This window comes from Agrococcus sp. ProA11, from assembly GCF_039880525.1.
GTDB lineage: Bacteria > Actinomycetota > Actinomycetes > Actinomycetales > Microbacteriaceae > Agrococcus > Agrococcus chionoecetis.
This window is the reverse complement of record NZ_CP156989.1, coordinates 2,540,765-2,564,360: the sequence shown is the minus strand read 5'-3', so window position 1 is coordinate 2,564,360 and position 23,596 is coordinate 2,540,765. Positions and strand designations below refer to the sequence as shown.

At 71.7% G+C, this 23,596-nt stretch carries 23 protein-coding genes; 8 read left to right on the top strand and 15 right to left on the bottom strand.

Annotated elements, in window-relative coordinates; translation table 11 throughout:
- Positions 1-291 precede the first annotated feature (291 nt).
- The 3 genes from ABG090_RS12245 (at position 292) to ABG090_RS12235 (ending at position 3,978) form a co-directional block, all read left to right on the top strand.
- A complete protein-coding gene (locus ABG090_RS12245) occupies positions 292-1,809 on the top strand; it encodes a sugar ABC transporter ATP-binding protein (RefSeq protein WP_347754918.1) in 1,518 nt (505 codons plus the stop codon).
- Positions 1,806-2,828 (top strand): ABC transporter permease, encoded by a 1,023-nt coding sequence (locus tag ABG090_RS12240; RefSeq protein WP_347754915.1) that lies wholly within the window; start codon positions 1,806-1,808, stop codon positions 2,826-2,828. Before ABG090_RS12245 ends, ABG090_RS12240 begins: the two co-directional genes overlap by 4 nt.
- A gap of 148 nt (positions 2,829-2,976) precedes the next feature.
- The gene (locus tag ABG090_RS12235) at positions 2,977-3,978 is read left to right on the top strand and encodes an ABC transporter substrate-binding protein (protein ID WP_347754913.1); all 1,002 of its coding nucleotides are present in this window, start codon (positions 2,977-2,979) and stop codon (positions 3,976-3,978) included.
- A gap of 62 nt (positions 3,979-4,040) precedes the next feature.
- Here the strand turns inward: ABG090_RS12235 and ABG090_RS12230 are convergent, their stop codons facing one another.
- From ABG090_RS12230 to ABG090_RS12190, 9 genes are all read right to left on the bottom strand, one after another.
- Positions 4,041-5,021 carry an aryldialkylphosphatase gene (locus ABG090_RS12230; RefSeq protein ID WP_347754910.1) on the bottom strand — a complete coding sequence of 327 codons (981 nt, stop codon included), beginning with the start codon at positions 5,019-5,021 and terminating at the stop codon, positions 4,041-4,043.
- Positions 5,018-5,929: a shikimate dehydrogenase gene (locus tag ABG090_RS12225; protein WP_347754908.1), complete on the bottom strand. Its 912-nt coding sequence runs from the start codon at positions 5,927-5,929 to the stop codon at positions 5,018-5,020. The genes ABG090_RS12230 and ABG090_RS12225 overlap by 4 nt, the downstream gene beginning before the upstream one ends.
- The gene (locus ABG090_RS12220) at positions 5,926-6,582 is read right to left on the bottom strand and encodes a bifunctional 4-hydroxy-2-oxoglutarate aldolase/2-dehydro-3-deoxy-phosphogluconate aldolase (RefSeq protein WP_347754905.1); all 657 of its coding nucleotides are present in this window, start codon (positions 6,580-6,582) and stop codon (positions 5,926-5,928) included. Before ABG090_RS12220 ends, ABG090_RS12225 begins: the two co-directional genes overlap by 4 nt.
- Positions 6,579-7,568, bottom strand: coding sequence for an NAD(P)-dependent oxidoreductase (locus tag ABG090_RS12215; RefSeq protein WP_347754902.1), 990 nt, complete (start codon positions 7,566-7,568; stop codon positions 6,579-6,581). Before ABG090_RS12215 ends, ABG090_RS12220 begins: the two co-directional genes overlap by 4 nt.
- Complete coding sequence (gene xylB / locus ABG090_RS12210; protein WP_347754900.1) at positions 7,568-9,058, bottom strand: xylulokinase; 1,491 nt, start codon at positions 9,056-9,058, stop codon at positions 7,568-7,570. Before xylB ends, ABG090_RS12215 begins: the two co-directional genes overlap by 1 nt.
- A gap of 2 nt (positions 9,059-9,060) precedes the next feature.
- Positions 9,061-9,636 carry a glucose-6-phosphate isomerase family protein gene (locus ABG090_RS12205; protein ID WP_347754898.1) on the bottom strand — a complete coding sequence of 192 codons (576 nt, stop codon included), beginning with the start codon at positions 9,634-9,636 and terminating at the stop codon, positions 9,061-9,063.
- A gap of 93 nt (positions 9,637-9,729) precedes the next feature.
- Positions 9,730-10,542, bottom strand: a complete 813-nt coding sequence (locus ABG090_RS12200; RefSeq protein ID WP_347754895.1) for a GntR family transcriptional regulator — start codon at positions 10,540-10,542, stop codon at positions 9,730-9,732.
- Positions 10,543-10,544: 2 nt separating this feature from the next.
- On the bottom strand, positions 10,545-10,949 hold the full coding sequence (gene rbsD, locus ABG090_RS12195) for a D-ribose pyranase (protein WP_347754893.1): 405 nt from the start codon (positions 10,947-10,949) through the stop codon (positions 10,545-10,547).
- Positions 10,949-11,932: a ribokinase gene (locus tag ABG090_RS12190; RefSeq protein WP_347754891.1), complete on the bottom strand. Its 984-nt coding sequence runs from the start codon at positions 11,930-11,932 to the stop codon at positions 10,949-10,951. Before ABG090_RS12190 ends, rbsD begins: the two co-directional genes overlap by 1 nt.
- A gap of 113 nt (positions 11,933-12,045) precedes the next feature.
- Between ABG090_RS12190 and ABG090_RS12185 the strand changes: the two genes are divergently transcribed.
- Positions 12,046-12,699: a transaldolase family protein gene (locus tag ABG090_RS12185; RefSeq protein ID WP_347754889.1), complete on the top strand. Its 654-nt coding sequence runs from the start codon at positions 12,046-12,048 to the stop codon at positions 12,697-12,699.
- Between the two features lie 15 nt (positions 12,700-12,714).
- On the opposite strand, the gene ABG090_RS12180 is transcribed toward ABG090_RS12185, so the two are convergent.
- Entirely contained in the window at positions 12,715-13,455 is a 741-nt protein-coding gene (locus ABG090_RS12180; protein WP_347754886.1) for an SDR family oxidoreductase, read from the bottom strand.
- Positions 13,452-14,303 carry a fumarylacetoacetate hydrolase family protein gene (locus tag ABG090_RS12175; protein WP_347754884.1) on the bottom strand — a complete coding sequence of 284 codons (852 nt, stop codon included), beginning with the start codon at positions 14,301-14,303 and terminating at the stop codon, positions 13,452-13,454. The genes ABG090_RS12180 and ABG090_RS12175 overlap by 4 nt, the downstream gene beginning before the upstream one ends.
- 160 nt (positions 14,304-14,463) lie before the next feature.
- On the opposite strand from ABG090_RS12175, the gene ABG090_RS12170 reads away from it, so the two are divergent.
- Genes ABG090_RS12170 through ABG090_RS12155 form a run of 4 tightly spaced genes read left to right on the top strand, consistent with a single transcriptional unit; the run spans position 14,464 to position 18,063 of the window.
- Positions 14,464-15,768 carry an L-fuconate dehydratase gene (locus tag ABG090_RS12170; RefSeq protein ID WP_347754881.1) on the top strand — a complete coding sequence of 435 codons (1,305 nt, stop codon included), beginning with the start codon at positions 14,464-14,466 and terminating at the stop codon, positions 15,766-15,768.
- 4 nt (positions 15,769-15,772) lie between these two features.
- Entirely contained in the window at positions 15,773-16,765 is a 993-nt protein-coding gene (locus ABG090_RS12165; RefSeq protein ID WP_347754878.1) for an aldo/keto reductase, read from the top strand.
- Positions 16,762-17,607: an amidohydrolase family protein gene (locus tag ABG090_RS12160; protein WP_347754876.1), complete on the top strand. Its 846-nt coding sequence runs from the start codon at positions 16,762-16,764 to the stop codon at positions 17,605-17,607. Before ABG090_RS12165 ends, ABG090_RS12160 begins: the two co-directional genes overlap by 4 nt.
- Before the next feature lie 36 nt (positions 17,608-17,643).
- Entirely contained in the window at positions 17,644-18,063 is a 420-nt protein-coding gene (locus ABG090_RS12155) for an RbsD/FucU domain-containing protein (RefSeq protein ID WP_347754873.1), read from the top strand.
- Positions 18,064-18,080: 17 nt separating this feature from the next.
- Here ABG090_RS12155 and ABG090_RS12150 read toward each other — a convergent pair whose 3' ends face one another.
- From ABG090_RS12150 to ABG090_RS12135, 4 genes are read right to left on the bottom strand one after another with little or no spacing between them, the layout of a single operon-like run.
- Positions 18,081-18,788, bottom strand: a complete 708-nt coding sequence (locus ABG090_RS12150; protein ID WP_347754871.1) for a FadR/GntR family transcriptional regulator — start codon at positions 18,786-18,788, stop codon at positions 18,081-18,083.
- A 54-nt stretch (positions 18,789-18,842) separates the two neighbouring features.
- Positions 18,843-20,069, bottom strand: coding sequence for an alpha-hydroxy acid oxidase (locus ABG090_RS12145; protein WP_347754869.1), 1,227 nt, complete (start codon positions 20,067-20,069; stop codon positions 18,843-18,845).
- A gap of 39 nt (positions 20,070-20,108) precedes the next feature.
- Entirely contained in the window at positions 20,109-21,542 is a 1,434-nt protein-coding gene (locus ABG090_RS12140; protein ID WP_347754866.1) for a rhamnulokinase family protein, read from the bottom strand.
- The gene (locus ABG090_RS12135; RefSeq protein WP_347754864.1) at positions 21,539-23,590 is read right to left on the bottom strand and encodes a bifunctional aldolase/short-chain dehydrogenase; all 2,052 of its coding nucleotides are present in this window, start codon (positions 23,588-23,590) and stop codon (positions 21,539-21,541) included. Before ABG090_RS12135 ends, ABG090_RS12140 begins: the two co-directional genes overlap by 4 nt.
- Positions 23,591-23,596: the final 6 nt, after the last annotated feature.

Below are 23,596 nucleotides of genomic sequence, written 5' to 3'. Positions count from 1 at the left end.
GGCGCCGCAGGCGACCCGGGCTGTCGCTTGGCGTCGCGAGCGCCCCTGGTGGCGCCTGAAGCGCGCCCGCCGAGGGCCGATCCTCAGCCGATTCCACCAATGACGGCGCGACGTCGGGGCATCGGCCCCGAAATGGTTATCGGGTCGTGACCTTGGATGCTCGCGCGCAACGGCCACGTTAGATACATTCAGATACAACTTGCGACAGACCGCCACCTGAGGGCATGATTGGTCGGATCTTTCCGACCGGGTCTGACGCAGTCGGAATCCTTCAACGAAGCAGGTACCAACGTGACAGCAGCGCTCCTCGAGGTCGAGGGGATCAGCAAGAGCTTCCCGGGCGTCCGGGCGCTCCACCAGGTGCAGTTCACCCTGCACGCGGGTGAGGTGCTCGTCCTCGTGGGCGAGAACGGCGCTGGCAAGTCGACCCTGATGAAGATCCTCTCCGGCATCTACCAGCGCGACGAGGGCACGATCAAGGTCGAGGGCCGCGAGGTCACGATCGCCAACCCGGCGGCGGCGCAGCAGCTCGGCATCAGCATCATCCACCAGGAGATGAACCTGATGCCCGACCTCACGGTCGCCCAGAACATCTACATCGGGCGAGAGCCGCGCAAGGGCCCGTTCCTGGATGCGCGCGGCATCAACCGCAAGGCGCAGCAGCTGCTCGACGACATGGGGATCTCGCTCGAGGCCGACCAGATCGTCGGGGATCTCACCGTCGCGAAGCAGCAGATGGTCGAGATCGCGAAGGCGCTCTCGTTCGACGCCCGCGTGCTGATCATGGACGAGCCCACGTCGGCGCTCACCGACACCGAGGTCGAGACGCTCATCGGCCTGATCGACAACCTGCGCGCCAAGGGCACCGGCATCGTCTACATCTCGCACCGCATGGAGGAGCTCAAGCGCCTGGCCGATCGGGTCACGGTGCTGCGCGACGGTGAGTACATCGGCACCCTCGAGCGCGAGCAGATCGACGTGCCGACCATCATCGAGATGATGGTCGGGCGCCACATCGACGAGGGCGCGCGGCCGAAGGCGAGCGACCACGCGCGGGATGAGATCGTGCTCCGCGTCACCGGCCTCTCCACCCGCGCCCTGCTCCGAGACGTCAGCTTCGAGCTCCACCGGGGCGAGATCCTGGGGTTCGCGGGACTGATGGGTGCCGGCCGCACCGAGACCGCCCGCGCGATCATCGGCGCCGATCCCCGCACGTCGGGCACGATCGAGGTGCACGGCAAGCAGGTCGCCATCAAGCAGCCCGCGGATGCCGTGCGGCAGGGCATCGGCTACCTCTCGGAGGACCGCAAGCGCCTCGGCCTGCTGCTCGAGCAGAGCGTCACGTTCAACACGTCGCTCGCCTCGATCGGTGCGTTCGCCGGCCCCCTCGGGTTCATCCAGCAGGCGAAGGCGAAGAAGGTCGCGCAGCGCTACGTCGAGGAGCTCCGCACCAAGACGCCCTCCACCGAGCAGCACGTGAAGCTGCTCTCCGGCGGCAACCAGCAGAAGGTCGTCATCGCCAAGTGGCTGGTGCGCGACAGCGACATCCTCATCTTCGACGAGCCCACCCGTGGCATCGACGTGGGTGCGAAGGAGGAGATCTATCGCCTGCTGCAGCGCCTCGCCGCCGACGGCAAGTCGATCATCGTCATCTCCAGCGAGCTGCCGGAGGTGCTGCGCCTGGCGCACCGCATCGTGGTGATGGCCAACGGCCGAGTCACGGGCACGCTCGCGAACGAGGATGCGAGCCAGCAGAAGATCATGGATTACGCGACCCACCTGGTCGCGGACGAAGAGGGAGCAGCATGACGAACACCACCCCCCAGACTCCCGTCGACGCCCCCTCGGACACGGCGATCGCCAAGGAGCGCGGCAAGCGCGCCGATCTCTGGCGCAAGGGCCTGCAGCAGGGCCTCGCCTTCGGCACCCTGGTGCTGCTGCTGCTCTTCTTCTCGATCGCCAGCAACAACTTCTTCACCTGGTCGAACATCTCCGGCATCCTGCTGGCGACCGCCGTGATCGGCATCCTCGCCCTCGGCACGACCTTCGTCATCACCACCGGCGGCATCGATCTCTCGATCGGCACCGGCATGACGCTGGCGTCGGTGATGACCGGTGTCGTCGCCGTGAACTTCGGCCTGCCACTCATCGTCGGCGTGCTCGCCGGCATCCTGACGGGCGCGCTCATGGGCTTCGTCAACGGCTTCAACGTCGCCTACCTCAAGCTGCCGCCCTTCATCGCGACGCTCGCGATGATGATGGTCGCGCAGGGCCTGGCGCTCGTGATCTCGGGCGTCAGCCCGATCTACTTCTCCGGCGTGGCCGGCTTCAAGGAGATCGCGACCGGCACCCTCATCCCCGGTCTGCCGAACGCCGTGCTCATCATGTTCGCGCTCGCCGCGTTCGCCTACGTGCTGCTGAGCAAGACGACCTTCGGCCGGTACACCGTCGCCATCGGCTCCAACGAGGAGGCGACGCGCCTGTCCGGCATCAACACCAACCGTCGACTCGTGATGATCTACACGGTCGCCGGCGTGTTCACGGGCATCGCGGGCGTGGTGATCGCCTCGCGGCTCGACTCGGCGCAGCCGCAGCTCGGTGTCGGCTACGAGCTGCAGGCGATCGCCGCGGTGATCATCGGCGGCACCTCGCTCCTCGGTGGACGCGGCTCGATCGTGGGCACGCTCATCGGCGCGCTCATCATGAGCGTGCTCATCAACGGTCTGCGCATCATGTCGATCCAGACGGAGTGGCAGAACGTCGTCGTCGGTGTCGTGATCGCGATCGCCGTCTTCGCCGACACGCTGCGCAACCGACGAGGCGTATGACCCCAAGACCTGCGACCGGCGGCATCACGTGCCAGCCGCCGAGCGCAGCCGGACCGTCCCGGCATCCAGCTCGCCCCAGGGGGCAGGCACCCGGCACAGCAGGACCCGATCACCGGACATCCCGGGATCACGAGACAACGGAGTTTCCATGAAGTTCAGCAAGAGGACAGCGCTGCTGGCAGGCACCGCGACCGTCGCACTCGCGCTCGCGGGCTGCTCCGGCGGCACCGACGCCCCGGCAGGTTCCGAGGGCGCAGGCTCCGAGGGCAACGGCGAGACGCTGCAGATCGCACTCGTGTCGAAGGGCTTCCAGCACCAGTTCTGGCAGGCCGTGCGCACCGGTGCCGAGGAGGCAGCGGACGAGCTCGGCGTCGAGGTGACCTTCGAGGGTCCCGCATCCGAGACCGAGATCGACGCGCAGCTGCAGATGCTGCGCGCCGCGATCGACCGCGGTCCCGACGCGATCGGCTACGCCGCGCTCGACCCGCAGGCATGCGTGCCGCTGTATGAGCAGGCCGAGGGTGCGAGCATCCCGATCGTCGAGTTCGACGCGCCCTGCGACAGCGAGTACAGCCAGAACCTGGCAGCGACCGACTCCATCGTCGCCGGCGGCCTCGCCGCCGAGCACATGGCGGAGCTCATCGGCCACGAGGGCCAGGTCGCGATCGTCGGCCACAGCCAGATCAACTCGACCGGTGTCGAGCGCCGCGACGGCTTCGTCCAGTACATGGAGGAGAACGAGCCCGACATCGAGATCGTCGACATCCAGTACGGCGACGGCGACCACCTGCGCTCGGCCGACATCGCGAAGGCGATCATCGCCGCCCACCCCGACCTCGCGGGCCTGTACGGCACCAACGAGGGCTCGGCGATCGGCATCGTGAACGCTGCCAGCGAGCTGAACCTGCCGAACGGGCAGATCACCATCGTCGGCTTCGACTCGGGCGCCGCCCAGATCGAGGCGATCCGCAGCGGCGCGATGGCGGGCGCCATCACGCAGGACCCGATCGGCATCGGCCGCAGCGTGGTCGAGAACGCGGTCGCGGCGGTCAACGGCGAGGAGCTCGAGGACTTCACCGACACCGGTTCGTACTGGTACGACTCGACCAACATCGACGACCCGGAGATCGCAGCGGTCCTCTACGAGTGATCCGCTGAGCCGAGTCTGACGCGAAGCCCTCGACCATCGCGGTCGGGGGCTTCGTCGTGCCGTCAGCGGCTGAGCGTGAGCAGGTCGCGCGGATGCTGCACGAGCATGCGCTCGAGCGCGGCCTCGCCGATGCGAGCCCGCAGCCTCGGGAGGTATCGAGCGCCGAGGTAGGCGAGCCCCGGCATGCCGCCGTAGGCGACGTAGCGGGAGGCGCGCGCGACGTCGCCGCCCAGCAGGAGGCGATCGTGCCCGCGCTCGACGACGGCTGCGGTGAGCGTCAGCAGCTCCTCGTCGCTGCGGTCCTTCCATCGGGCGATGCCGTCGTAGCCCAGCGCCGCGCCGCGCTCGAGCAGCTCGACGTGATGACCCGCGTCCAGCAGCCTGTCGGCGTGCGCGAGCATGACACGTTCGGCGCTCACGTCGAGCGACTCCAGCAGGTCGAGCACCTCGTGCGCGGCCGTGCCGTGCTCGAGGTGCACCATGATCGCCGCGCCGGTCGCCGCGTGGGCTGCGGCTGCGGCCTCGAGGGTGGTGCGCTCGAAGGCAGAGATCGACCAGTAGCCGATGCCGGTCTTGATCAGTCCCGCGCGCACGGGCGCACGGGAGGCGTCGTCGAGATCGGGCTCCGCGGCGTCATCCGCGTCGGGCATGCCGTCGCGCAGGTCGCGCAGGAACAGCGCGGCGCGCGCGTCGGCGTCGAGCGCGCGCAGCGGATGGCCGTCGGGGTAGTGCGCCTCGCGGTGGATGCCGGTGCTCGCGACCACCCGCAGGCCCGTTGCTTCGCTGATGGCGGCGACCGATGCCGGTCGGCGCCCGAGGCCGATGGGCGTGGCGTCGATCATGGCGTCGAAGCCGGAGTCGCGCAGGCTCGCCGCCTCAGCCGCGGAGCGCCGGGCATCGTCGAGCTCGTCGCCCGGCAGCAGCGGCGAGACCTGGAACAGGTGCTCGTGGGCGTTGACCCTGCCGAGCGACGCCGCGTCGATGTCGCCCAGCACCGTGCGGATGAGCGGTGCAGGAACGGGCGCCGCGCGCATGCCGCTCATGCCCGGAACGGCTCCGCCGCCGCTGCCAGGCGCTCGACGATCTCGGGCGTCATGTCGGTCTCGAAGACCTCGCCGATCACCTGGGTCCAGCCGTGGATGAAGTAGCGCCAGCCGTCGACGATCGTCAGCTGCCGCTCGGCCTGCTGCGCGCGGGCCTGCTGCAGGAACTCGAGGCTGCCGCGGTAGTTGAACTCCCAGACCACGGCGCGCTCCGGGAAGCGGGCGCCATCGGGCACGGGCGAGCCGGGGCGGTCCTTGCCGAGACCGGAGGCGTTGACCACTAGGCTGCCTGCCGGGGCATCGTCGAGCGCTGCGCGGGTGGCCGAGGGGCTCGCGAGCACGAGGTGCAGCAGCGCCGGGTCGGTGCCGCGCGCCTCGTGCACCTGGGCGAGGTGGTCGAGCCGATCCTGGCTGGCGTCGGTGACGATGATGCGACGCGGCCGGTCGTCGCGCTCGGCGAGCCGCCATGTCAGCGCGAGGCCCGCGCCGCCGGCGCCCAGCACGACCGCGTCGCGGGCCCCGCCGAAGGCATCCGTCGGCAGGAACTCGTCGAGCGCGAGCCCCGCCGTGATGGGGTCCTTCGCGTGCCCGAGCAGCCGGCCGTGACGCTTGGCGATGCTGGAGACCTCGCCGCAGGCGCGGGCGAAGTCGTCGAGCTCGTCGAACAGGTCGTGCGCCGCCTCGTAGAGGGCCATCTTGTGGGTCGTGACAAGCGCGCCGCGATGGGAGGGGTCGTCGCGGATCTGCTCGACCAGCGCGCGGTACTGCGTCGGCGTGGAGTCGAGCGGCAGGTCGTGGCCCGCGAGCTCACGCGTGGGGAGGTCGAGGATCTCGGCCCACACCGGGAAGATGCGCATGATCGACGACGACCCGGTCGAGACGCCGACGAATCCCATCCGCTCGCTCACGACTGCCTCGCCGCCTGCAGCGCAGCCGCGTAGTCGCGGGCGCGGGCCTCGATGCGGTGCCAGTCTCCGCCCGCCAGGGCGTCCTTGGCGAGCAGGTCGCCGCCGGCGCCCACCGCGACGGCGCCGGCCGCGAGGAACTCCGCGAGGTTCTCGGCGGTCACGCCGCCGGTGGGCATGAGCACGGCGTCGGCGAAGGGCTCGCGCAGCGCCTTGAGGAAGCCGGGGCCGCCCAGCGACGCCGGGAACACCTTCACGACATCCACGCCGAGCGACATCGCGACCATCACCTCGGTGGGGGTCATGGCGCCCGTCATGGTGACGAGGCCGGTGCCGAGCATGGCGCCCGTCAGCCCCGGGAGGGTGCCGGGGGAGACGAGGAACTGCGCGCCGGCCGCGGCCGACTCCTCTGCCTGCGCCGGCGTCGTGACGGTGCCCGCACCCACGAGCGCGGCGTCGCCGTGGCTGCGGCGCAGCTCGGCGATCACCGCGGGCGCGTCGGGCGTCGAGTAGGTCACCTCGATGCCGGTCACGCCGCCGCGGATGAGCGCATTCGCGGCCTCGATGGCGGTCTCGGGGCTCGCGGCGCGCAGCACGGCGAGCACGCCGGTCGCCCGGACGGATGCGAGCCGGTCGGCCACTGCTGTCGGATTCACGCGGTCTCCTGTCGTCGGCGGCTGGCCGCCGGATCTGGTTCGTTCACGGGGTTCGGGGCCGTGCGCCCGGCCAGCGCGGCGAGGGCGTTCTCGACGGCCATCGAGCCCATGCCGTCGACCGCCTCGACGGTCTGCGCCGCCAGGTGCGGGGTGATGGTGACGCGATCGGCGAGATCCTCCACCAGCAGTGCGGATGCGTCGGCCGCCGTGTCGCCGAGCAAGGTGTCGGCGGCGTACGCCGCCACGGTGCGCGCCCGCAGCGCCGCCGCGAGCGCGTCCTCGTCGATGAGGTCCGCACGCGCGGTGTTGACGAGCACGACCGGGCGCGCGAGGGTGCCGAGCCACGCGGCGTCGACGAGCGTCTGGCCGCCGGGCGCGTGCAGCGTGATGAGGTCGCACTCGCTCGCCATCTCGGCGAAGCCCATCGGCTCGGCGCCGGCCTCGCGCAACTGCTGGTCGCTGAGCATCGGGTCGGCGGCGACGATCCGCGAGCCGAAGCCGCTGAGCCGCTGTGCGACCCCGCGGCCGATGCGGCCAAAGCCGACGATGCCGACCGTGAGCGCGCCGAGCTGTCGACCGCGCACGACCGTCCAGTCGCTCGCGCGCACCCGCCGGTCGCCGTCCGCGATCGAGCGCAGCGCCGCGAGCATGAGCGCGACCGCGTGGTCGGCCACCGCGTCTGAGTTGGCGCCCGGCGTGTTCGTGACGAGGATGCCGCGCTGGGCGGCGGCCTCGACGTCGACGGCCTCCGTGCCGACGCCGTAGCGCGCCACCACGCGCAGCCGCGGCGCGGCGTCGAGGTGCGCCGCGGTCACGGGGCCCGTGCCCGCCACCCAGGCGTCGGCCGTGGCGAGGGCGCCCCGCAGCGCCTCGAGTCCGTGGTCGCTCGGCCCGCGGAGCACCGTGTGGCCCGCGCGCTCGAGGTCGCCGGCGAGGTCGATGCTGCCGGCGCCGAAGGAGCGGCTGGTCGCCAGGATCGTCGCCATCACTGCCTCCCGAACCACGGCTGGAGGGCATCGTAGGCCTCGTCGAAGCGCGTCAGGCGTCGCCGGTAGTCGTCGTGGCGGCCCACCTCGGGCGTGAACTCCGCGGTCACCTCCGACAGGTCGCGGGCTGCCGCGAAGGAGTCGACCAGGCCGAGGCCCACCGCGCCGACGACGGCGGCGCCGAGGCTGTTGGCCTCCTCGACCACGGAGCGGCGGCGCACGGGCACGCCCCAGACGTCCGCCATGATCTGCAGCCAGGCGTCGCTCGCGGCACCGCCGCCGACCGCGTCGATGCGGTCGATCGTGGTGCCCGATGCCCGGAACGCGTCGATGCAGACGGCGAGGTTGAAGGCCACGCCCTCGAGCACGGCGCGCACCAGGTGGGGCCGGCCGTGGTGCCGGCCGATGCCGACGAAGGCGCCCCGCGCATCCGGGTTCCAGCGCGGCGAGCGCTCGCCGAGCAGGTAGGGGAGGAAGTAGAGGCCACCGGTCGCGGCGTCGTCGGTGTCCGCCTCGGCGACGAGCTGCGAGAGGGTCTGCCCGTCGGGCTCGGGCGAGAGCACCTCGTTGATCCAGCTCACCGATGCGCCCGCCGACTGCATGGTCGCGGTCGGCACGTAGAGGCCCGGGACCACGTGGTCGAAGGTGAAGGTGCGCTGACTGGGGTCGAGCACGGGCTGCTCGGCGGCGAACGAGATCCACGACGAGGTGCCCATGCACACGTAGGCGCCATCCTCGGGGGCCACGATGCTGGCGCCGACCGCAGCGATGGGGCCGTCGCCGCCGCCCATCACGACGCGCGTGCCCTGCAGCAGGCCGGTGGCCGCGGCGGCATCCGCCGTGAGCGTGCCAACCACCTCGGTCGACGGCACGATCTCGGGGAAGATGGCGCTGTCGAGGCCCGCCGCGTCGATGACCGCCTGCGACCAGGTGCCCGCGCGCTGGTCGAAGGCGTTGGTGGCGGATGCGTCGCTCGGCTCGGTCGCGAGGCGGCCGGTCAGGCGGTGCACGACGAAGTCCTTCGCCACGCAGAACCAGCGCACGCGCTCGAACACCGACGGCTCGTTGTCGCGCACCCACATGACCTTGGCGATCGAGTAGGTGGGGTTCAGGCGGTGGCCCAGCAGGGCGTAGGCATCATCCTCACCGAGCCGGTCGACGAGCTGCTGCGTCTGCGGCTGCGACCGGGTGTCGGCCCAGATGATCGCGTCGCGCACCGGCTCGTAGCGCTCGTCGAGCAGCACGGCGCCCATCATCTGGCCGCTGACGACGAGCCCCGTGACCGTCGCGGGGTCGGTCCCCGTCTCCGCCAGGAGCGTGCGGGTGGCCTCGACGACCGCGCGCTCCCAATCGCGGGGATCCTGCTCGGCGACGCCGCCGTCGGCGAAGTGCGCCGGATAGCCGACGGTCGTGGAGGCGCGGAGGCGCCCGTCGTCGTCGTGCAGGCTGGCCTTGTTCCCGGTGGTGCCGAGGTCGTGCGCGATCAGCATGCTCAGGCGCTGTAGGGGCGGCGCTCGAAGCCGGCGCCATCGCGGTGGATGCGGTTGCCCATGCCGTGCTCGAGCACCCAGCCGTAGTCGTGCCCGGCCCCGCCGGGGTAGACCGCGAGGAACGAGTAGGGCTCGTCGCCGACGTTGACCGAGCGGTGCGCCCAGCCCGGCGGGATGTAGCCGATGACGCCGGGCGTCATGTCGAGCCATTCGGTGCGCTCGCCGTCGAACATGAGCAGCCCGCCGGTGCCGTGCAGCGCCAGGTAGATCTCCCCCTGGTGGTTGGGGTGCTGGTGCCCCTTCGTCATCCAGCACTCGCCGGCCGTCGTGCCGGGCTCGATCGTGGTGATCGACTGCGGCAGCTCGCGGTCGGCCTCCGGGACGGGCGAGGACTGCACGCGGTAGACCACGGGGTCGCCGTCGGCGACCGCTGCCTGCCAGGCGTCGTGGTCGGCGAACAGGCCCTCGAGGTCGCTCATGCGGCGCTCCAGCGTCGGGCCGGACGGCGTGAGGGTCGCGGCCTCGGCATCGAAGCGAATCGCGAACGGGGCGATGGGGGGCGTGGCGAACTCGGGCACGGGTCTCCTCGGTCGGTGGGCGCGCGTCCTCGCGCACACTGCGACCCTACCTGTCATTACAGGTTTGCGCCAGGTGGAACGGGCGCCGAGCGCTCAGTGCGTGCGGAACAGCGGACCGTGCGGATCGCTCGCCGAGGGATGGAACTCGAAGCGCGTGCGATCGCCGCGATGCAGCGCGCGGAAGTGCTCGATCGGGCGATCGGCGGCATCCACCATGGTGCTGCGCAGCAGCAGCACCGGCTTCGACGGCCCGATGCCGAGCAGCTCGCCCTCTCGCGCATCCGTCATCGACGCCTCGACCGAGCGCACGCCCTTCGCGGCTCGGATGCCGTGCGAGGCGAGCAGCGCATAGAGCGAGCTCTCGGTGAGGTCGGCGCCGAAGACGTGCGCGCCGATCGGCTCCGGAAGCCAAGTGGTCGAGAGCGACCAGCGCTCGCCGTCCACGAAGCGCAGCCGCTCGAGCGCCACGACTGTCGTGCCGGGCGCCAGCTGCAGTTGGGCGGCGACCGCGTCGGTCGCGGGCACGCGCTCGAGCCGCAGCACCTCCGAGTGCACGTGGCCGCCGCGCGCGGAGACCTCCTCGAACAGGCCGGCGAGCCCGTTGGCGAGCGACTCCGCCGTCTTCTGCGGGGCGACGAACGTGCCCTTGCCCTTGACCCGGGTGATGACGCCGTCGTGCTCGAGCTGCCCGAGCGCCTGCCGCACGACCGTGCGCGAGACGCCGTAGAGCTCGCACATGCGCAGCTCGCTCGGCAGCAGGTCGCCCGGCTGCAGGTCATCGTCCTCGATGGTCTCCAGGATCTGCCGGCGCAGCTGGTCGTACATCGGTGCGGCGGAGAGCCGGTCGATGCGGATCGAGGGCATCGACGCCGCGGTCCGCCCGCGGCGCGGGGTGGTGGTCGCCATCGTCAGTAGTCGACGCCGGCGATGAGCGCGACGTTGGCGTACGACGTGTACTCGCCGCTGCGCACGAACGCCCGGGCGCTGTGCGACCTGGCCTTGTAGTCGACGTGCGGGATGAGCTCGACCTCGATGCCGAGCGGCTCGAGCCGCTCCCGCACGGCGGCGAGCATGTGCGGGCTCGCCTCGGCGACCTCCGCTGGCATCACCGCGCCCTCGATCACGATCTCGGCGAGGATCGTGTCCAGCACGTCGAGGAACGGCGGCTCACCCTTGCGGTACGCGAGGTCGACGCGCTCGGCACCGGCGGGGATCGGCAGGCCCGCGTCGGTCACGAACAGCTCGTCGAAGTGCCCGAGCTCGGAGATGATCCTGCTCAGCTGCGGGTGGATGGTCGTGGCGCTGGAGCGCATCAGGCGTCCGTTCGTGCGCTGGCTCGGTCGGCGAGCAGCGCATCCACCTCGGCGGCCGTCGGCAGGCTGGGGGAGGCGCCGCGCTTGGTGACGGCGAGGGCGCCCGCGGCACCGGCGCGCCGGATCGCCTCGTCGCGCGGCAGCCCGGCGGCGAGGGCCGCGGCGAGGAAGCCCGCGAAGGCGTCGCCCGCGGCGGTCGTGTCCACCACCTCGACCGGGATCGGGGCATGGTCGGTGACGGTCTCGGCGGTCACGAGCACGCTGCCGGCGCCCGCCATGGTGATGAGCGCCGCGCCCACACCGCGCTCGATGAACCAGCGCCCGGCTTCGACGGCGGCGTCGCGGGAGTCGACCTGGATGCCGGTGAGCAGGGTCGCCTCCGTCTCGTTCGGCGAGACGATGTCGATGAGCGGCCAGATCTCGTCGTCGAGCTCGTGCGCCGGCGCGGGATCGAGCACCACCGTGATGCCGGCGGCATGCGCGCGGCGGATGGCGTGCATCGTGAGGCGGAACGGGATCTCGAGCTGCGTCAGCATCACGCGGGTGCGGGGGCCGAGCTCGGCGAATGCCCGATCGATCTGCTCCTCGTCGAGCGATGCGTTGGCGAGCGGCACCATCACGATGTCGTTCTCGCCGCTCGCGTCGACGCGGATGTGGGCGATGCCGGTCTGACCGGGCACCGTGCGCACGTGGCTCACGTCGACGCCCGCATCCTCGAGCCCGTGGAAGACGAGATCGCGGAAGAGGTCATCGCCAACGCAGCCCACCATGCGTGCCGGGACGCCCGCGCGGCCCGCGGCCACCGCCTGATTGGCACCCTTGCCGCCGAGCACCATCGTGAATGCGTCGCCCAAGAAGGTCTCACCCGGCTTCGGCAGCCGGCTCGAGAACGTCGTGACGTCGGCGGTGATCGATCCGACCACGAGCACACCGGCCCGGTCGCTGTCGGCTCGATCGTCGGCGGGATCCTGCAGGTCGGTCACGACTTCTCCGTCTCCGGCGCGGTCCTCGTTGACGTGTGCACGCGCCTGTCATTACATTAGCGTCCGTCCCCGCTGTCCTCGGGGCTGTCGCACGCCCTCGTCAGGAGCCCCCTTTGTCTGCACCGCGCCTCTACGTCGACTCCGCCGACCTCGATGCGGTCTCGCCGCTGCTGCAGCGCTCGCTCGTGCACGGCGTCACCACCAACCCGACGATCCTCGAGCGCGCCGGTCGCACGGTCGGCGAGATCCCCGCGCTCTACCGCCGCTGGGCCGACGAGGGCGCGCGCGAGATCTTCTTCCAGGCGTGGGGCGGCGACGCCGAAGCGCTCGAGGCGCGAGCGCGTGAGATCCTCGCGCTGGGCGAGCTGGCCGTCGTGAAGATCCCGGCGACCGGCGACGGCTTCGGGGTCGCTGCGAGGCTCGCGCGCGACGGTGCGCCGGTGCTGCTGACCGCCGTCTTCACGCCGGCGCAGGCGCTCGCCGCCGCGTCCTGCGGCATCCGCTACATCGCCGCCTACCTGGGCCGCATGCGCGATGCCGGCTTCGACGCCGTGACCGAGATCGCGCGCATGCAGGCCGCCTGCGGCGACTCCGGCACCGAGGTGCTCGCGGCGAGCCTGCGCACGCCGGACGACATCGTGGCGCTCGCGGAGGCGGGCGTGCCGACCTTCACGGCAGCGCCGGAGGTGCTGCACGCGCTGCTGGCGCATCCGGCCACGGATGCCGCGACGGAGGTGTTCGAGGCCTCCCCGTCGCTGCGTCCGTGACCGGTTGACGCCGCGCTACTCCTTGCGCAGCCGCAGCTCCTGCATGCCGCCGTCGACCGCGACGCTCGTGCCGGTGGTCGAGCCGGCCCTGGGGCTCGCGAGGTAGGCGACCGCATGCGCGATCTCCTCGGGCGCGACGAGCCGGCCGTGCGGCTGGCGGGCCTCGAGCTGCGCACGCTCCTGCGCGGGGTCGGGTGCGGCGTCGAGCAGCCTGGCGACCCACGGGGTGTCTGCCGTGCCGGGGTTCACGGCGTTGACGCGGATGCCCTCGCGCAGGTGGTCGGCGGCCATCGCGCGCGTCAGCGCGAGCACCGCGCCCTTCGTCGCCGAGTAGAGCGCGCGCTGCGGCAGGCCCGCCGTCGCGGCGATCGACGACGTGTTGACGACCGCTGCCGCAGCCGATTCGCGCAGGTGCGGCAGCGCCGCGCGCGTCACGCGCATGATGCCGACCACGTTCACATCCCAGACGCGGTGCCACTCGTCCTCGTCGTTGCCGTCGATTGCGCCCGCGGCGCCGATGCCGGCGTTGTTCACGACGATGTCGATCCCGCCCAGCTCGCTCGCGACCCGATCGATCGCCTGCCGCACGGAGGCGTCATCGGCGATGTCGCACTCCACCGGCAGATGCCGATCGCCCGGTCGCAGATCGAGCACGGCGACGCGGGCTCCGCGTCCTGCCAGCTCGTCCGCGATCGCCGCGCCGATGCCGCTGCCACCACCGGTGACGACCGCGACCAGTCCATCGAACTCGCTCATGCCGCTCCCTCCGCGACCATGGTGTGGCGCTGCGCGCCCAGGCCGTCGATCTCGATCTCCACGATGTCGCCGTCGGCCAGGTAGGGGAACCGGCCCGACAGCGCGACGCCCTCGGGCGTGCCGGTCAGCACCAGATCGCCCGGGTCGAGGCGCATGTAGCGGCTCAGGTCCTGCACCACGGTCGCGACGTCGAAGATGAGGTCGGCCGTGGAGGAGTCCTGCCGCGGCTCGCCGTTCACGCGGCTCCGCAGCCGCAGCGCGCCGAAGTCGACCTCGTCGCTCGTCACGAGCACCGGTCCGAGCGGCGTCGAGCTCGGCGCGCACTTGCCCTTCGACCACTGGCCGCCCGAGATCTCGAGCTGCCACGTGCGCTCGGAGAGATCGTCGGCGACCGTCGCACCCGCGATGCACGCGAGGGCCTCCTCGCGCGATGCGAGATTCCAGGCGGGCTTGCCGATCACGATGGCCAGCTCGACCTCCCAGTCCATCTTCTCGGCGTGCGCGGGCAGCGGCACGTCGTCGTCGGGCCCGACCACCGTGTTCGGGTGCTTGAGGAAGATCACCGGCTGCTTGGGCGGCTCGCTGCCCGACTCGGCCGCATGCGCCGCGTAGTTCATGCCGATGCAGACCACTGCGCCCGGACGCGCGATGGGCGCACCGACGCGCAGGCCTTCGCGGTCGAGCGTCGGCAGCTCGCCGGCCTCGAGCGCTGCCCGTGCTGCGTCCATGCCGTCGGCGAGGAACGCCCCGTCGATGTCCGCGGTGATGGAGCGCAGGTCGAGCGCGCGCTCGCCGTCGATGATGACGGGCACCTCCGCGCCCACCGCTCCGAGTCGTGCCAATCGCATCCTGCCCCTTCCGTCATCGCTGTCTGCGAGCCTGCTGCCGGATGCAAGAACATCCGAAGTCTGCCCCGATCGTAGGGCAGAGCCGCGAAGAATCCCAGAGACTTGCCTCTCAAACATCGGATCTATAGTCTGCAGGGGCCACAGCAGAGCAGGAGCGCGCATGAGCACGATCGTCACCGTCGACGTCGCCGACGTCCGATTCCCCACGTCGCAGGGCCTCGACGGCTCCGATGCGATGAACCCGGATCCCGACTACTCGGCGGCCTACCTCGTCATCCGCACCGACGCCGACGATGTGCTGGAGGGACACGGCTTCGTCTTCACGATCGGTCGCGGCAACGACGTGCAGCTGGCGGCCATCAGCGCGGTCGCGGAGCACCTGCGTGGGCGTGAGGTCGAGCCGCTGCTGGCCGACATGGGCGCGACCTCTGCCTGGCTCATCGGCGACTCGCAGCTGCGCTGGCTCGGGCCCGAGAAGGGCGTCATGCACATGGCGATCGGCGCCGTCATCAACGCGCTCTGGGATCTCAAGGCCAAGCGCGCCGGCCTGCCGCTGTGGCAGCTGCTGGCGCGCATGAGCCCCGAGGAGCTCGTCGACCTGGTCGACTTCCGCTACCTGAGCGACGCGCTCACGCGCGAGGAGGCGCTCGAGATCCTGCGCGCCGCCGAGCCCGGCCGCGCCGAGCGCGAGGCCGAGCTGCTCGCGACCGGCTACCCCGCGTACACGACCACGCCCGGATGGCTCGGCTACTCCGACGAGAAGCTCGCGCGGCTCTGCCGGGAGGCAATGGCGGATGGCTTCACCCAGATCAAGCTCAAGGTCGGTGCGGATCTGTCCGACGACGTGCGCCGCTTCCGCATCGCGCGCGAGGTGTGCGGGCCCGACTTCCCGATCGCGATCGACGCGAACCAGCGCTGGGACGTGCAGTCCGCCATCGACTGGGTGCGGGAGCTCGCGCCCTTCGGCGTGCACTGGGTGGAGGAGCCGACCAGCCCCGACGACGTGCTCGGGCACGCCGCGATCGCCCGCGGCATCGCGCCCGTGCCCGTCGCGACCGGCGAGCACGTGCAGAACCGCATCGTCTTCAAGCAGCTCATGCAGGCCGAGGCGCTCAACTACGTGCAGATCGACGCCACGCGCGTCGGCGGCGTGAACGAGAACGTCGCGATCCTGCTGCTGGCGGCCAAGTTCGGCCTGCCGGTGTGCCCGCACGCCGGCGGCGTCGGGCTGTGCGAGGCCGTGCAGCACCTGTCGATGTTCGACTTCGTCGCGGTCGCGGGCACACGCGCCGGCCGCGTGATCGAGTTCGTCGACCACCTGCACGAGCACTTCGTGACCCCGACGGTCATCGAGCAGGGCTCGTACCGGGCGCCGACCGCGCCCGGCTCCGGCATGGAGATGCTGCCGGAGTCGGTGCGGGAGTTCACGTGGAGCGGCGCGCATCGCGAGGCTGCGGCAGGCTAGGGGCATGTCGATCTTCGCCGACCACCCGCTCGCGTTCGGCGCCGCCACCGTCGGCAACCTCTACCGCGAGCTCACCGACGAGCAGGCGCTCGCGACCCTGCAGACGGCCTGGGATGCGGGCATCCGCCACTTCGACACCGCACCGCACTACGGCCTGGGTCTCTCGGAGCGACGACTGGGCGCGTTCCTGCAGACGAAGCCGCGCGACGAGTACGTGCTCTCGTCCAAGGTCGGGCGGATCCTCGAGCCCGTCGATCCCGGCGAGCCCGCCGGCGACGACATGGCCCACGACTTCGCGGTGCCGCGCACGCACGTGCGCCGCTACGACGCGACGACGACCGGAGTGCGGCAGAGCCTGGAGTCGTCGCTCGAGCGCCTCGGCCTCGACCGCGTCGACATCGTCTACCTGCACGACCCGGATGCGTCGCCGGAGGGCGAGCGGGCCGCGCTCGAGACGGGGCTGCCGGCGATCGCCGCGCTGCGCGACGAGGGCCTCGTGCGCGAGGTCGGCATCGGCACGAAGTCGCTCAGCGCCCTCGAGGCCGCCGCTGTCAGCGGCGCCGTCGATGTGCTGATGGTCTCGAGCCGCATCACGCTGCTCGACCACTCGGCGCAGGAGCGCGTGCTGCCGGCGTGCGTCGCGCACGGCGTCGAGGCGATCGCCGTGTCGATCTTCAACTCGGGGATGCTCGCCAGGCCCCGGCCTGCGTCTGACGCCCGGTACGACTACGGGTCGGCCGATGCCGCGCTCGTCGAGCGCGCGCACCGCATCGCCGACGTGTGCGAGTCGCACGGCATCGATCTGCCCACCGCCGCGATCGCCTACCCGCTGCAGCTCGCCGGCGTCACGGCTCGTGCGGTGAGCGGCAGCACGGTCGCGCAGGTCGAGCAGACCGCCGCGCGCGCGGCGACCGCGGTGCCCGATGCGCTGTGGAGCGACCTCGAGGCGGCGGGCCTGATCCCGGCACGGCCCGATTCGGCACGGCCTCGATCATGACCGACGCCCCCCGGCGCCGCATCGACGCCCACCTGCACCTCTGGCCCTCCACCGAGGGCTACGACTGGCTGACCGAGGCGCTCGCGCCCATCTGCCGCGGCTTCACCGCCGAGGAGGCGCGGTCGGCGATCACCGCGCATGGCTACGACGAGGCCGTGCTCGTGCAGGCGGCCGACACCGAGGCAGACACCGAGTGGCTGCTCGAGACCGCCGAGGCGCACGACTGGATCCGAGGGGTCGTCGGCTGGGTGCCGCTCGACGACCCGCACCGGGCCGAGCGGCGCCTCGATGCGCTCGCGGGCCGGCCGCTCGTCGGCATCCGCGTGCTGCTGAACGACCAGCCCGACGCGTCGCTGCTCGACCGGGCGGCAGCGCGCCAGACGCTCGCGCTGCTTGCCTCGCGTGGGCTGCCGTTCGACGTGCACGATGCGTGGCCGCATCACCTGGGTCGTGCCGCGTGCGCCGCGCGCGAGATCGACGGCCTCACGATGGTGCTCGACCACCTCGGCAAGCCGCCCACCGAGCCCGACGACCACGACGCCTGGCAGGCCGCGCTGCGGGAATTCGCAGCGGCACCGGGCACCGTCGCCAAGCTCTCGGGCCTCCATCGGATGGGCGCGACGCTGCCGCCGGACGCGTTCGATCGTGTCTGGGAGGCGGCGCTCGCGGCATTCGGGCCCGATCGCCTCATGCTCGGCTCCGACTGGCCGCTGCCGCTGCTGGGTGAGGGGCTCGCGCCCGTCGCCGCGCAGCTCGAGGCGGCCGTCGCGACGCTCTCGGCGGCCGAGCGTCGCCAGCTGGAGGCGGGCACCGCCGCTCGCGTCTATGGATTGCCCGCGTGAGCATCGGCTCGCGCGACCGACTCGGATGGAGGAGCCATGCTCACCGGAATCGACCCGCTGCTGAGCGGTGACCTGCTGCGGCTGCTCGACCACATGGGCCACGGCGACACCGTGCTCGTGGCCGACGCGCACTACCCCTCGTATGCGACCGGCGCGCCCGTCATCGACGTGCACACGACCTCGCCCGAGATGCTGCGCGCGGTGCGCTCGGTCGTGCCCTTCGATGACTACGAGGGCCCGTCGATCACGCTCATGACACCGGAGCCCGGGGAGGGCGAGGAGGTCGGCGCGCAGCTGCGCGAGGCGGCGCGCGCGCCGGGCGATCGCATCGACGCCGTCGAGCGCTTCGCCTTCTACGAGCTGGCGAGCACCGCGTTCGCGATCGTGCGCACCGCGGAGTCCCGCAAGTACGGCTGCGTGCTGCTGCGGAAGGGCGTGGTCGGCTTCGGCGACTGACGCGGCTCGCGCGAGCCTCAGCCGGCGTCGTTCTCCAGCGCCTTCGCCTCCCGCTCGGCGGCCCCGTGGAGCCACTGCTCGACGCCGGCGATGTGCACGATCATCGCGGCGCGCGCAACCTCCGTGTCGCCCTCCTCGATGGCGTCCAGGATGCGCTCGTGCTCATGCAGGGTGCGCGGCACTGCACCGTCCTCCGTGAGCGCGCGCCACACCCGAGCCCTGGCGGTCTGGCTCGAGATGGTCTCGAGCAGGCTGACGAGGTAGTCGTTGCCGGTCGCGCTCGCGATCATGCGGTGGAACGCCACGTCGTGGTCGACGAGCTCGTCCTGAGGAGTGTCGGGGTGCACATGCGTCAGGTGCTCGCGCATCTCGGCGATCTGCTCGGGCGTGGCTCGCCGGGCGGCGATCGCGGCCGAGGCGGGCTCCACGATGCGGCGCACCTCGAAGACCTCCAGCACCGCGTGCGACTCGTGGAAGTCGAGCACGAACGACATCGCCTCGAGCAGCAGGCTGGGCTGCAGGCTCGTGACGTAGGTGCCGTCGCCGCGCCGCACATCCAGGATGCGCATGGCTTCGAGCGCCTTCACGGCCTCGCGCATCGACGAGCGCGAGAGCCCCAGCCGCTCGGAGAGCTCCTGCTCCGGCGGCAGCCGATCGCCAGGGCGGAGCTCTCCCTGCTGGATCATCTGCTTGATCTTGGTGATCGCATCATCGGTGACAGCCACGCGGCCATCCTACGAAAGATCCGACCTCTGCGCGCGCACCGGGTGCGACGGGGCCTACCGTCGCGGCACGAGCCGGTCGAGCTGCGTGACGTGCTGCGGCCCGAGCTCCTCGAGCGAGCCGACGCCCAGCAGTCGCATGGTGCGCCGCACCTCCCCGGTGAGGATCGCCAGCGCGCGGTTGACGCCAGCGCGGCCGCCGGCCATCAGGCCGTACAGGTAGGCGCGACCGACCATGGTCGTGCGGGCGCCCAGCGCGACGGCGGCGACGATGTCGGTGCCCGACATGATGCCCGTGTCGAGGTGGATCTCGAGATCCCTGCCGACCTCGCGCGCGACCTCCGGCAGCAGCAGGAAGGGCACGGGGGCGCGGTCGAGCTGGCGGCCGCCATGGTTCGAGAGCGTAATCGCGTCGACGCCCAGGTCGGCGAGCGCGCGCGCGTCGGCGACCGACTGCACGCCCTTGACCACGAGCTTGCCCGGCCAGGCGGCCCGCACCTCGGCGAGCGCCTCGTAGTCCACCGACGGGTCGAACATCGAGTCGAGCAGCTCGCCGACGGTGCCGTCCCACTTCGAGACCGCGGCGAACGTCACGGGCTCGGTGGTGAGGAAGTTCCACCACCACTCCACCTTCGGCGCCGCGTCGAACAGCGTGCCGAGCGTCAGCTGCGGCGGGAACTGCATGCCGTTGCGGGCGTCGCGGTGGCGGGCCCCGGCGACCGGCGTGTCCACGGTGATCATGAGCGTGTCGTAGCCGGCCTTCCAGGCGCGGTCGACCAGCTCCAGCGAGCGGTGGCGCTCCTTCATCATGTAGAGCTGCATCCACAGGCGGCCGTCGGGCGACGCCTCGCGCACGTTCTCGATTGACGTGGTGCCGAGCGTCGAGAGTGTGAAGGGGATGTCGTACGCGGCGGCCGCGCGGGCGCCCGCCGTCTCGCCCTCGGCGTGCATCAGCCGGGTGAAGCCCGTCGGCGCGATCGCGAGCGGGAAGGCGCTGGGCGCGCCGAGCACATCCCACGACGTGGAGACATCCGTCACGTCCTTGAGCACCGCAGGGTGCAGCTCGACGTCCTCGAACGCCTGCCGGGCGCGGGCGATGCCGATCTCACTCTCGGCGGCGCCGTCGGTGTAGTCGAACGGCCCCTTCGGGGTGCGACGCTTCGCGATGTCGCGCAGATCCCAGATCGTCTGCGCCTGCGCGAGCCGCGCGGCTGCCGGGTTGCCCGGCGTCCTGAAGTTCAGGTTCGCACGCAGGTCGGTCAGGGTCGGGATGCGTCGTTCCATGAGGTCCTCGTCGTCACGTATTGGTCTGATGTCATTCTGTCACCGGGCGCCGGCCGCGCGCGGCCGGTACTCGGTGAGCTCGTGCGTGGCGCGCACGAGCGCACGCAGCTCCTCGAGGGTGTCCGGCGCCGCACCCAGCGTGCGCGCCTGCACGAGCACGTTGCCGATCGCGGTCGCCTCCACGGGGCCCGCGACGACCGGCAGCCCGGTGCGGTCGGCCGTCAGCTGGCACAGCAGGGCGTTGCGCGAGCCGCCGCCCACCACGTGCACGCGCTCGATGCGCTGCCCGCTGATGCGCGCCGCGTCCCGCAGGGTGACCGCATAGCCCTCGGCGAGCGACTCGAGGATGCAGCGCACCACCTCGGCGTGCCCCTGCGGGCCTCGCTGACCGCGCTCGCCGAACCAGGCGGCGATGCGCGCGGGCATGTCGCCGGGTGGGTAGAAGGCAGCGTCGGTCGGGTCGAACACCGGCAGCGGCCGGTCGACGCGCGCCGCAGCATCCAGCAGGCTCGGCAGATCGATCCGCGCGCTCTGCGCCTGCCAGGTGCGCATCGACTCCGAGAGGATCCACAGCCCCATGACGTTCTTCAGGAAGCGATTGCGGCCATCGACGCCGCCCTCGTTCGTGAACTGCGCGTCGAGCGCATCGGGCGTCGCGATGGGCTCGGCGGTCTCGATGCCCACCAGTGACCAGGTGCCGCTCGAGACGTAGGCGGCGTCTGGCTCCATCGGCACGCCCACCACTGCGGAGGCGGTGTCGTGCGAGCCGACGGCGAGCACCTCCGGGGATCCCTCGATGCCGAAGTGCGCGCGCGTCGTGGCATCGATCGCGCCGATCCTGGTGCCGGGCACCACGACCTCGGCGACGAGCGAGGAGGGGATGCCGAGCATCGCCATCAGCTCGGTGTCCCACGTGCCGTCGAGGCGCATGAGCCCGGTCGTGGAGGCATTGGTCGCCTCCGTGACCATGCGACCGGTCATCCAGTAGTTGAGCAGATCCGGCAGCATCAGCAGCGTGTCGGCCACCTCGAGCAGACCGCCCTCGCGGTCGACCATCAGCTGGTTGATGGTGGTGAACGGCATGCGCTGCAGGCCGCAGCGGGCGTAGAGCGCGGGCTGCTCGATGACCGCATCGACGAGCTCCAGCCCGCGCGCCGTGCGGTCGTCGCGGTAGGAGAAGGGGATGCCGAGCAGGCTGCCGCCTCGCAGCAGGCCGTAGTCAACCGCCCACGAGTCCACCGCGACCGACGCGAGCTGCGCGTCGCCCGTGCGACCCCTGGAGGCGGCCGCGACGCCCTGCATCGCATGGTCGTAGAAGCCGAGCACCGCCCAGTGCAGCCCGTCGGCGATCCGCACCGGGCGATTCTCGAAGCGCGTGATCTCGTCGAGTCGCAGCGACGTCCGGCTGACCTCGGCACGCACCACGCGGCCGCTGGTCGCGCCGAGATCGATCGCGGCGACGGTCGCCGTCATCGGAGGAATGCCGCCGCAACGCCCGAGTCGACCGGCACGTGCAGGCCGGTGGTGTGGCTGAGCTCGGGGCCGGTGAGTGCCGCCACGGCGTTGGCGACGTGCTCGGGCAGCACCTCGAGGCCGAGCAGCGTGCGACCGGCGTAGTACTTGCCGAGCTCTGCTTCCTCCACGCCGTAGACCTTCGCACGCGACGCGCCCCAACCGCCAGCGAAGATGCCGGAGCCGCGCACGACGCCGTCCGGGTTGATGCCGTTGACGCGCACGCCGTACTGGCCGAGCTCGGCGGCCAGCAGGCGCACCTGATGCGCCTGGTCGGCCTTCGTCGCCGAGTAGGCGATGTTGTTCGGCCCCGCGAACACGGCGTTCTTCGACGAGATGTAGATGATGTCGCCGCCCATCCCCTGGTCGATGAGCACGCGGGCAGCGGCGCGCGAGACGAGGAACGAGCCCTTCGCCATCACGTCGTGCTGCAGATCCCAGTCGGCCTCGGTGGTCTCGAGCAGCGATCGCGAGAGCGACAGGCCGGCGTTGTTGACGACCAGGTCGAGGCCGCCGAACGCCAGCAGCGTCGCGTCGACCGCTGCCTGCACCTCCGCCTCCTGCGTGACATCGCACTGCACGCCGATCGCGACGTCGGTGGAGCCGAGCTCGGCGGCCGCGGCCTGCGCCTTCTCGAGCGAGAGGTCGGCGATCACGACGCACGCGCCCTCCGCGGCGAGCCGGGTGGCGATCGCCTTCCCGATGCCCGACGCCGCGCCCGTCACGAGCGCGATGCGGCCGGCGTGCGAGCGCGGCTTGGGCTGCCGCTGCAGCTTCGCCTCCTCCAGCGACCAGTACTCGATGCGGAACTTCTCCGCGTCGGAGATCGGCGTGTAGGTCGAGACCGACTCGGCGCCGTGCATGACGTTGATGGCGTTGATGTAGAACTCGCCGGCGACGCGTGCGGTCCGCTTATCCTTGCCGAACGAGAACATGCCGACGCCGGGGATCAGCACGATGGCGGGGTCGGCGCCGCGCATCGCGGGGGAGTCCTCGGTCGCGTGGCGCTCGTAGTAGGCGGCGTAGTCGGCGCGGTACTGCTCATGCAGCTCCTGCAGCCGCGCGATGGCCTGCTCGACGGGTGCGTCGGCCGGCAGGTCGAGCACGAGCGGCTTCACCTTGGTGCGCAGGAAGTGATCCGGGCACGAGGTGCCGAGCTCGGTCAGCCGGCGGTGGTGCTCACGCTCGAGGAAGTCGGTGACGACCTCATCGTCGCTGAAGTGGCCCACCATCGGGCGGTCGGTCGCGGCGATCGCGCGCACATGCGCGCTCAGCGCGGCGGCCTTCGCGCGGCGCTCGGCGGGCGGCAGCGCCGCGTAGCCCTCCAGCGCCGTGCCGAACGGCTGCTGCGCGCCGTGCTCCTCCAGGTAGGCGGCGGCGGTGCGGATGATCCACAACGAGTTGCGCTCGGCCGCCTCGCTCGTCTCGCCCCATGCCGTGATGCCGTGCCCGCCCAGGATGCAGCCGACGGCATCAGGATGCTCGCGCTGGATGGCGCGGATGTCGAGCCCGAGCTGGAAGCCGGGTCGGCGCCACGGCACCCACACGACCTTGTCGCCGTAGATGCGCTCGGTGAGCGCCGGGCCATCGGCAGCGGTCGCGATCGCGATGCCCGCGTCGGGGTGCAGGTGGTCGACGTGCGGCTGCTCGACCAGCGCGTGCATCGCGGTGTCGATCGAGGGCGCGGCGCCGCCGGAGCCGTGCAGGCAGTAGTCGAACGCGGCGACCATCTCGTCCTCGCGCTCGACGCCCGGGTAGACGGCCTCGAGCGCCCGCACGCGGTCGAGCCGCAGGGCCGCGAGGCCCGACTCGGTCAGGGTGCCGAGATCGCCGCCGGAGCCCTTCACCCACAGCAGGTCGACCTGCTCGCCGGTGGCGGGATCGGTCGCCTGCCCTTTGGCAGAGGTGTTGCCGCCGGCGTAGTTGGTGTTGCGGGGGTCGGATCCGAGCCGGTTGCTGCGCTCGATGAGCTCCTGCACTGCCTTGTCCATGGCCGTCTCTCTCTGCATCGTCGT

Coding starts and splice junctions, on each gene's coding strand:
- ABG090_RS12170 (WP_347754881.1), top strand. CDS start 14,464: ATGAGCACGATCGTCACCGTCGACGTCGCCGACGTCCGATTCCCCACG.
- ABG090_RS12135 (WP_347754864.1), bottom strand. CDS start 23,590: ATGCAGAGAGAGACGGCCATGGACAAGGCAGTGCAGGAGCTCATCGAG.
- ABG090_RS12175 (WP_347754884.1), bottom strand. CDS start 14,303: ATGCGATTGGCACGACTCGGAGCGGTGGGCGCGGAGGTGCCCGTCATC.
- ABG090_RS12145 (WP_347754869.1), bottom strand. CDS start 20,069: ATGGAACGACGCATCCCGACCCTGACCGACCTGCGTGCGAACCTGAAC.
- ABG090_RS12215 (WP_347754902.1), bottom strand. CDS start 7,568: ATGGCGACGATCCTGGCGACCAGCCGCTCCTTCGGCGCCGGCAGCATC.
- xylB (WP_347754900.1), bottom strand. CDS start 9,058: ATGCTGATCGCGCACGACCTCGGCACCACCGGGAACAAGGCCAGCCTG.
- ABG090_RS12230 (WP_347754910.1), bottom strand. CDS start 5,021: ATGAGCGGCATGCGCGCGGCGCCCGTTCCTGCACCGCTCATCCGCACG.
- ABG090_RS12200 (WP_347754895.1), bottom strand. CDS start 10,542: ATGGCGACCACCACCCCGCGCCGCGGGCGGACCGCGGCGTCGATGCCC.
- ABG090_RS12155 (WP_347754873.1), top strand. CDS start 17,644: ATGCTCACCGGAATCGACCCGCTGCTGAGCGGTGACCTGCTGCGGCTG.
- ABG090_RS12240 (WP_347754915.1), top strand. CDS start 1,806: ATGACGAACACCACCCCCCAGACTCCCGTCGACGCCCCCTCGGACACG.
- ABG090_RS12235 (WP_347754913.1), top strand. CDS start 2,977: ATGAAGTTCAGCAAGAGGACAGCGCTGCTGGCAGGCACCGCGACCGTC.
- ABG090_RS12180 (WP_347754886.1), bottom strand. CDS start 13,455: ATGAGCGAGTTCGATGGACTGGTCGCGGTCGTCACCGGTGGTGGCAGC.
- ABG090_RS12165 (WP_347754878.1), top strand. CDS start 15,773: ATGTCGATCTTCGCCGACCACCCGCTCGCGTTCGGCGCCGCCACCGTC.
- ABG090_RS12160 (WP_347754876.1), top strand. CDS start 16,762: ATGACCGACGCCCCCCGGCGCCGCATCGACGCCCACCTGCACCTCTGG.
- ABG090_RS12140 (WP_347754866.1), bottom strand. CDS start 21,542: ATGACGGCGACCGTCGCCGCGATCGATCTCGGCGCGACCAGCGGCCGC.
- rbsD (WP_347754893.1), bottom strand. CDS start 10,949: ATGCGCTCCAGCGCCACGACCATCCACCCGCAGCTGAGCAGGATCATC.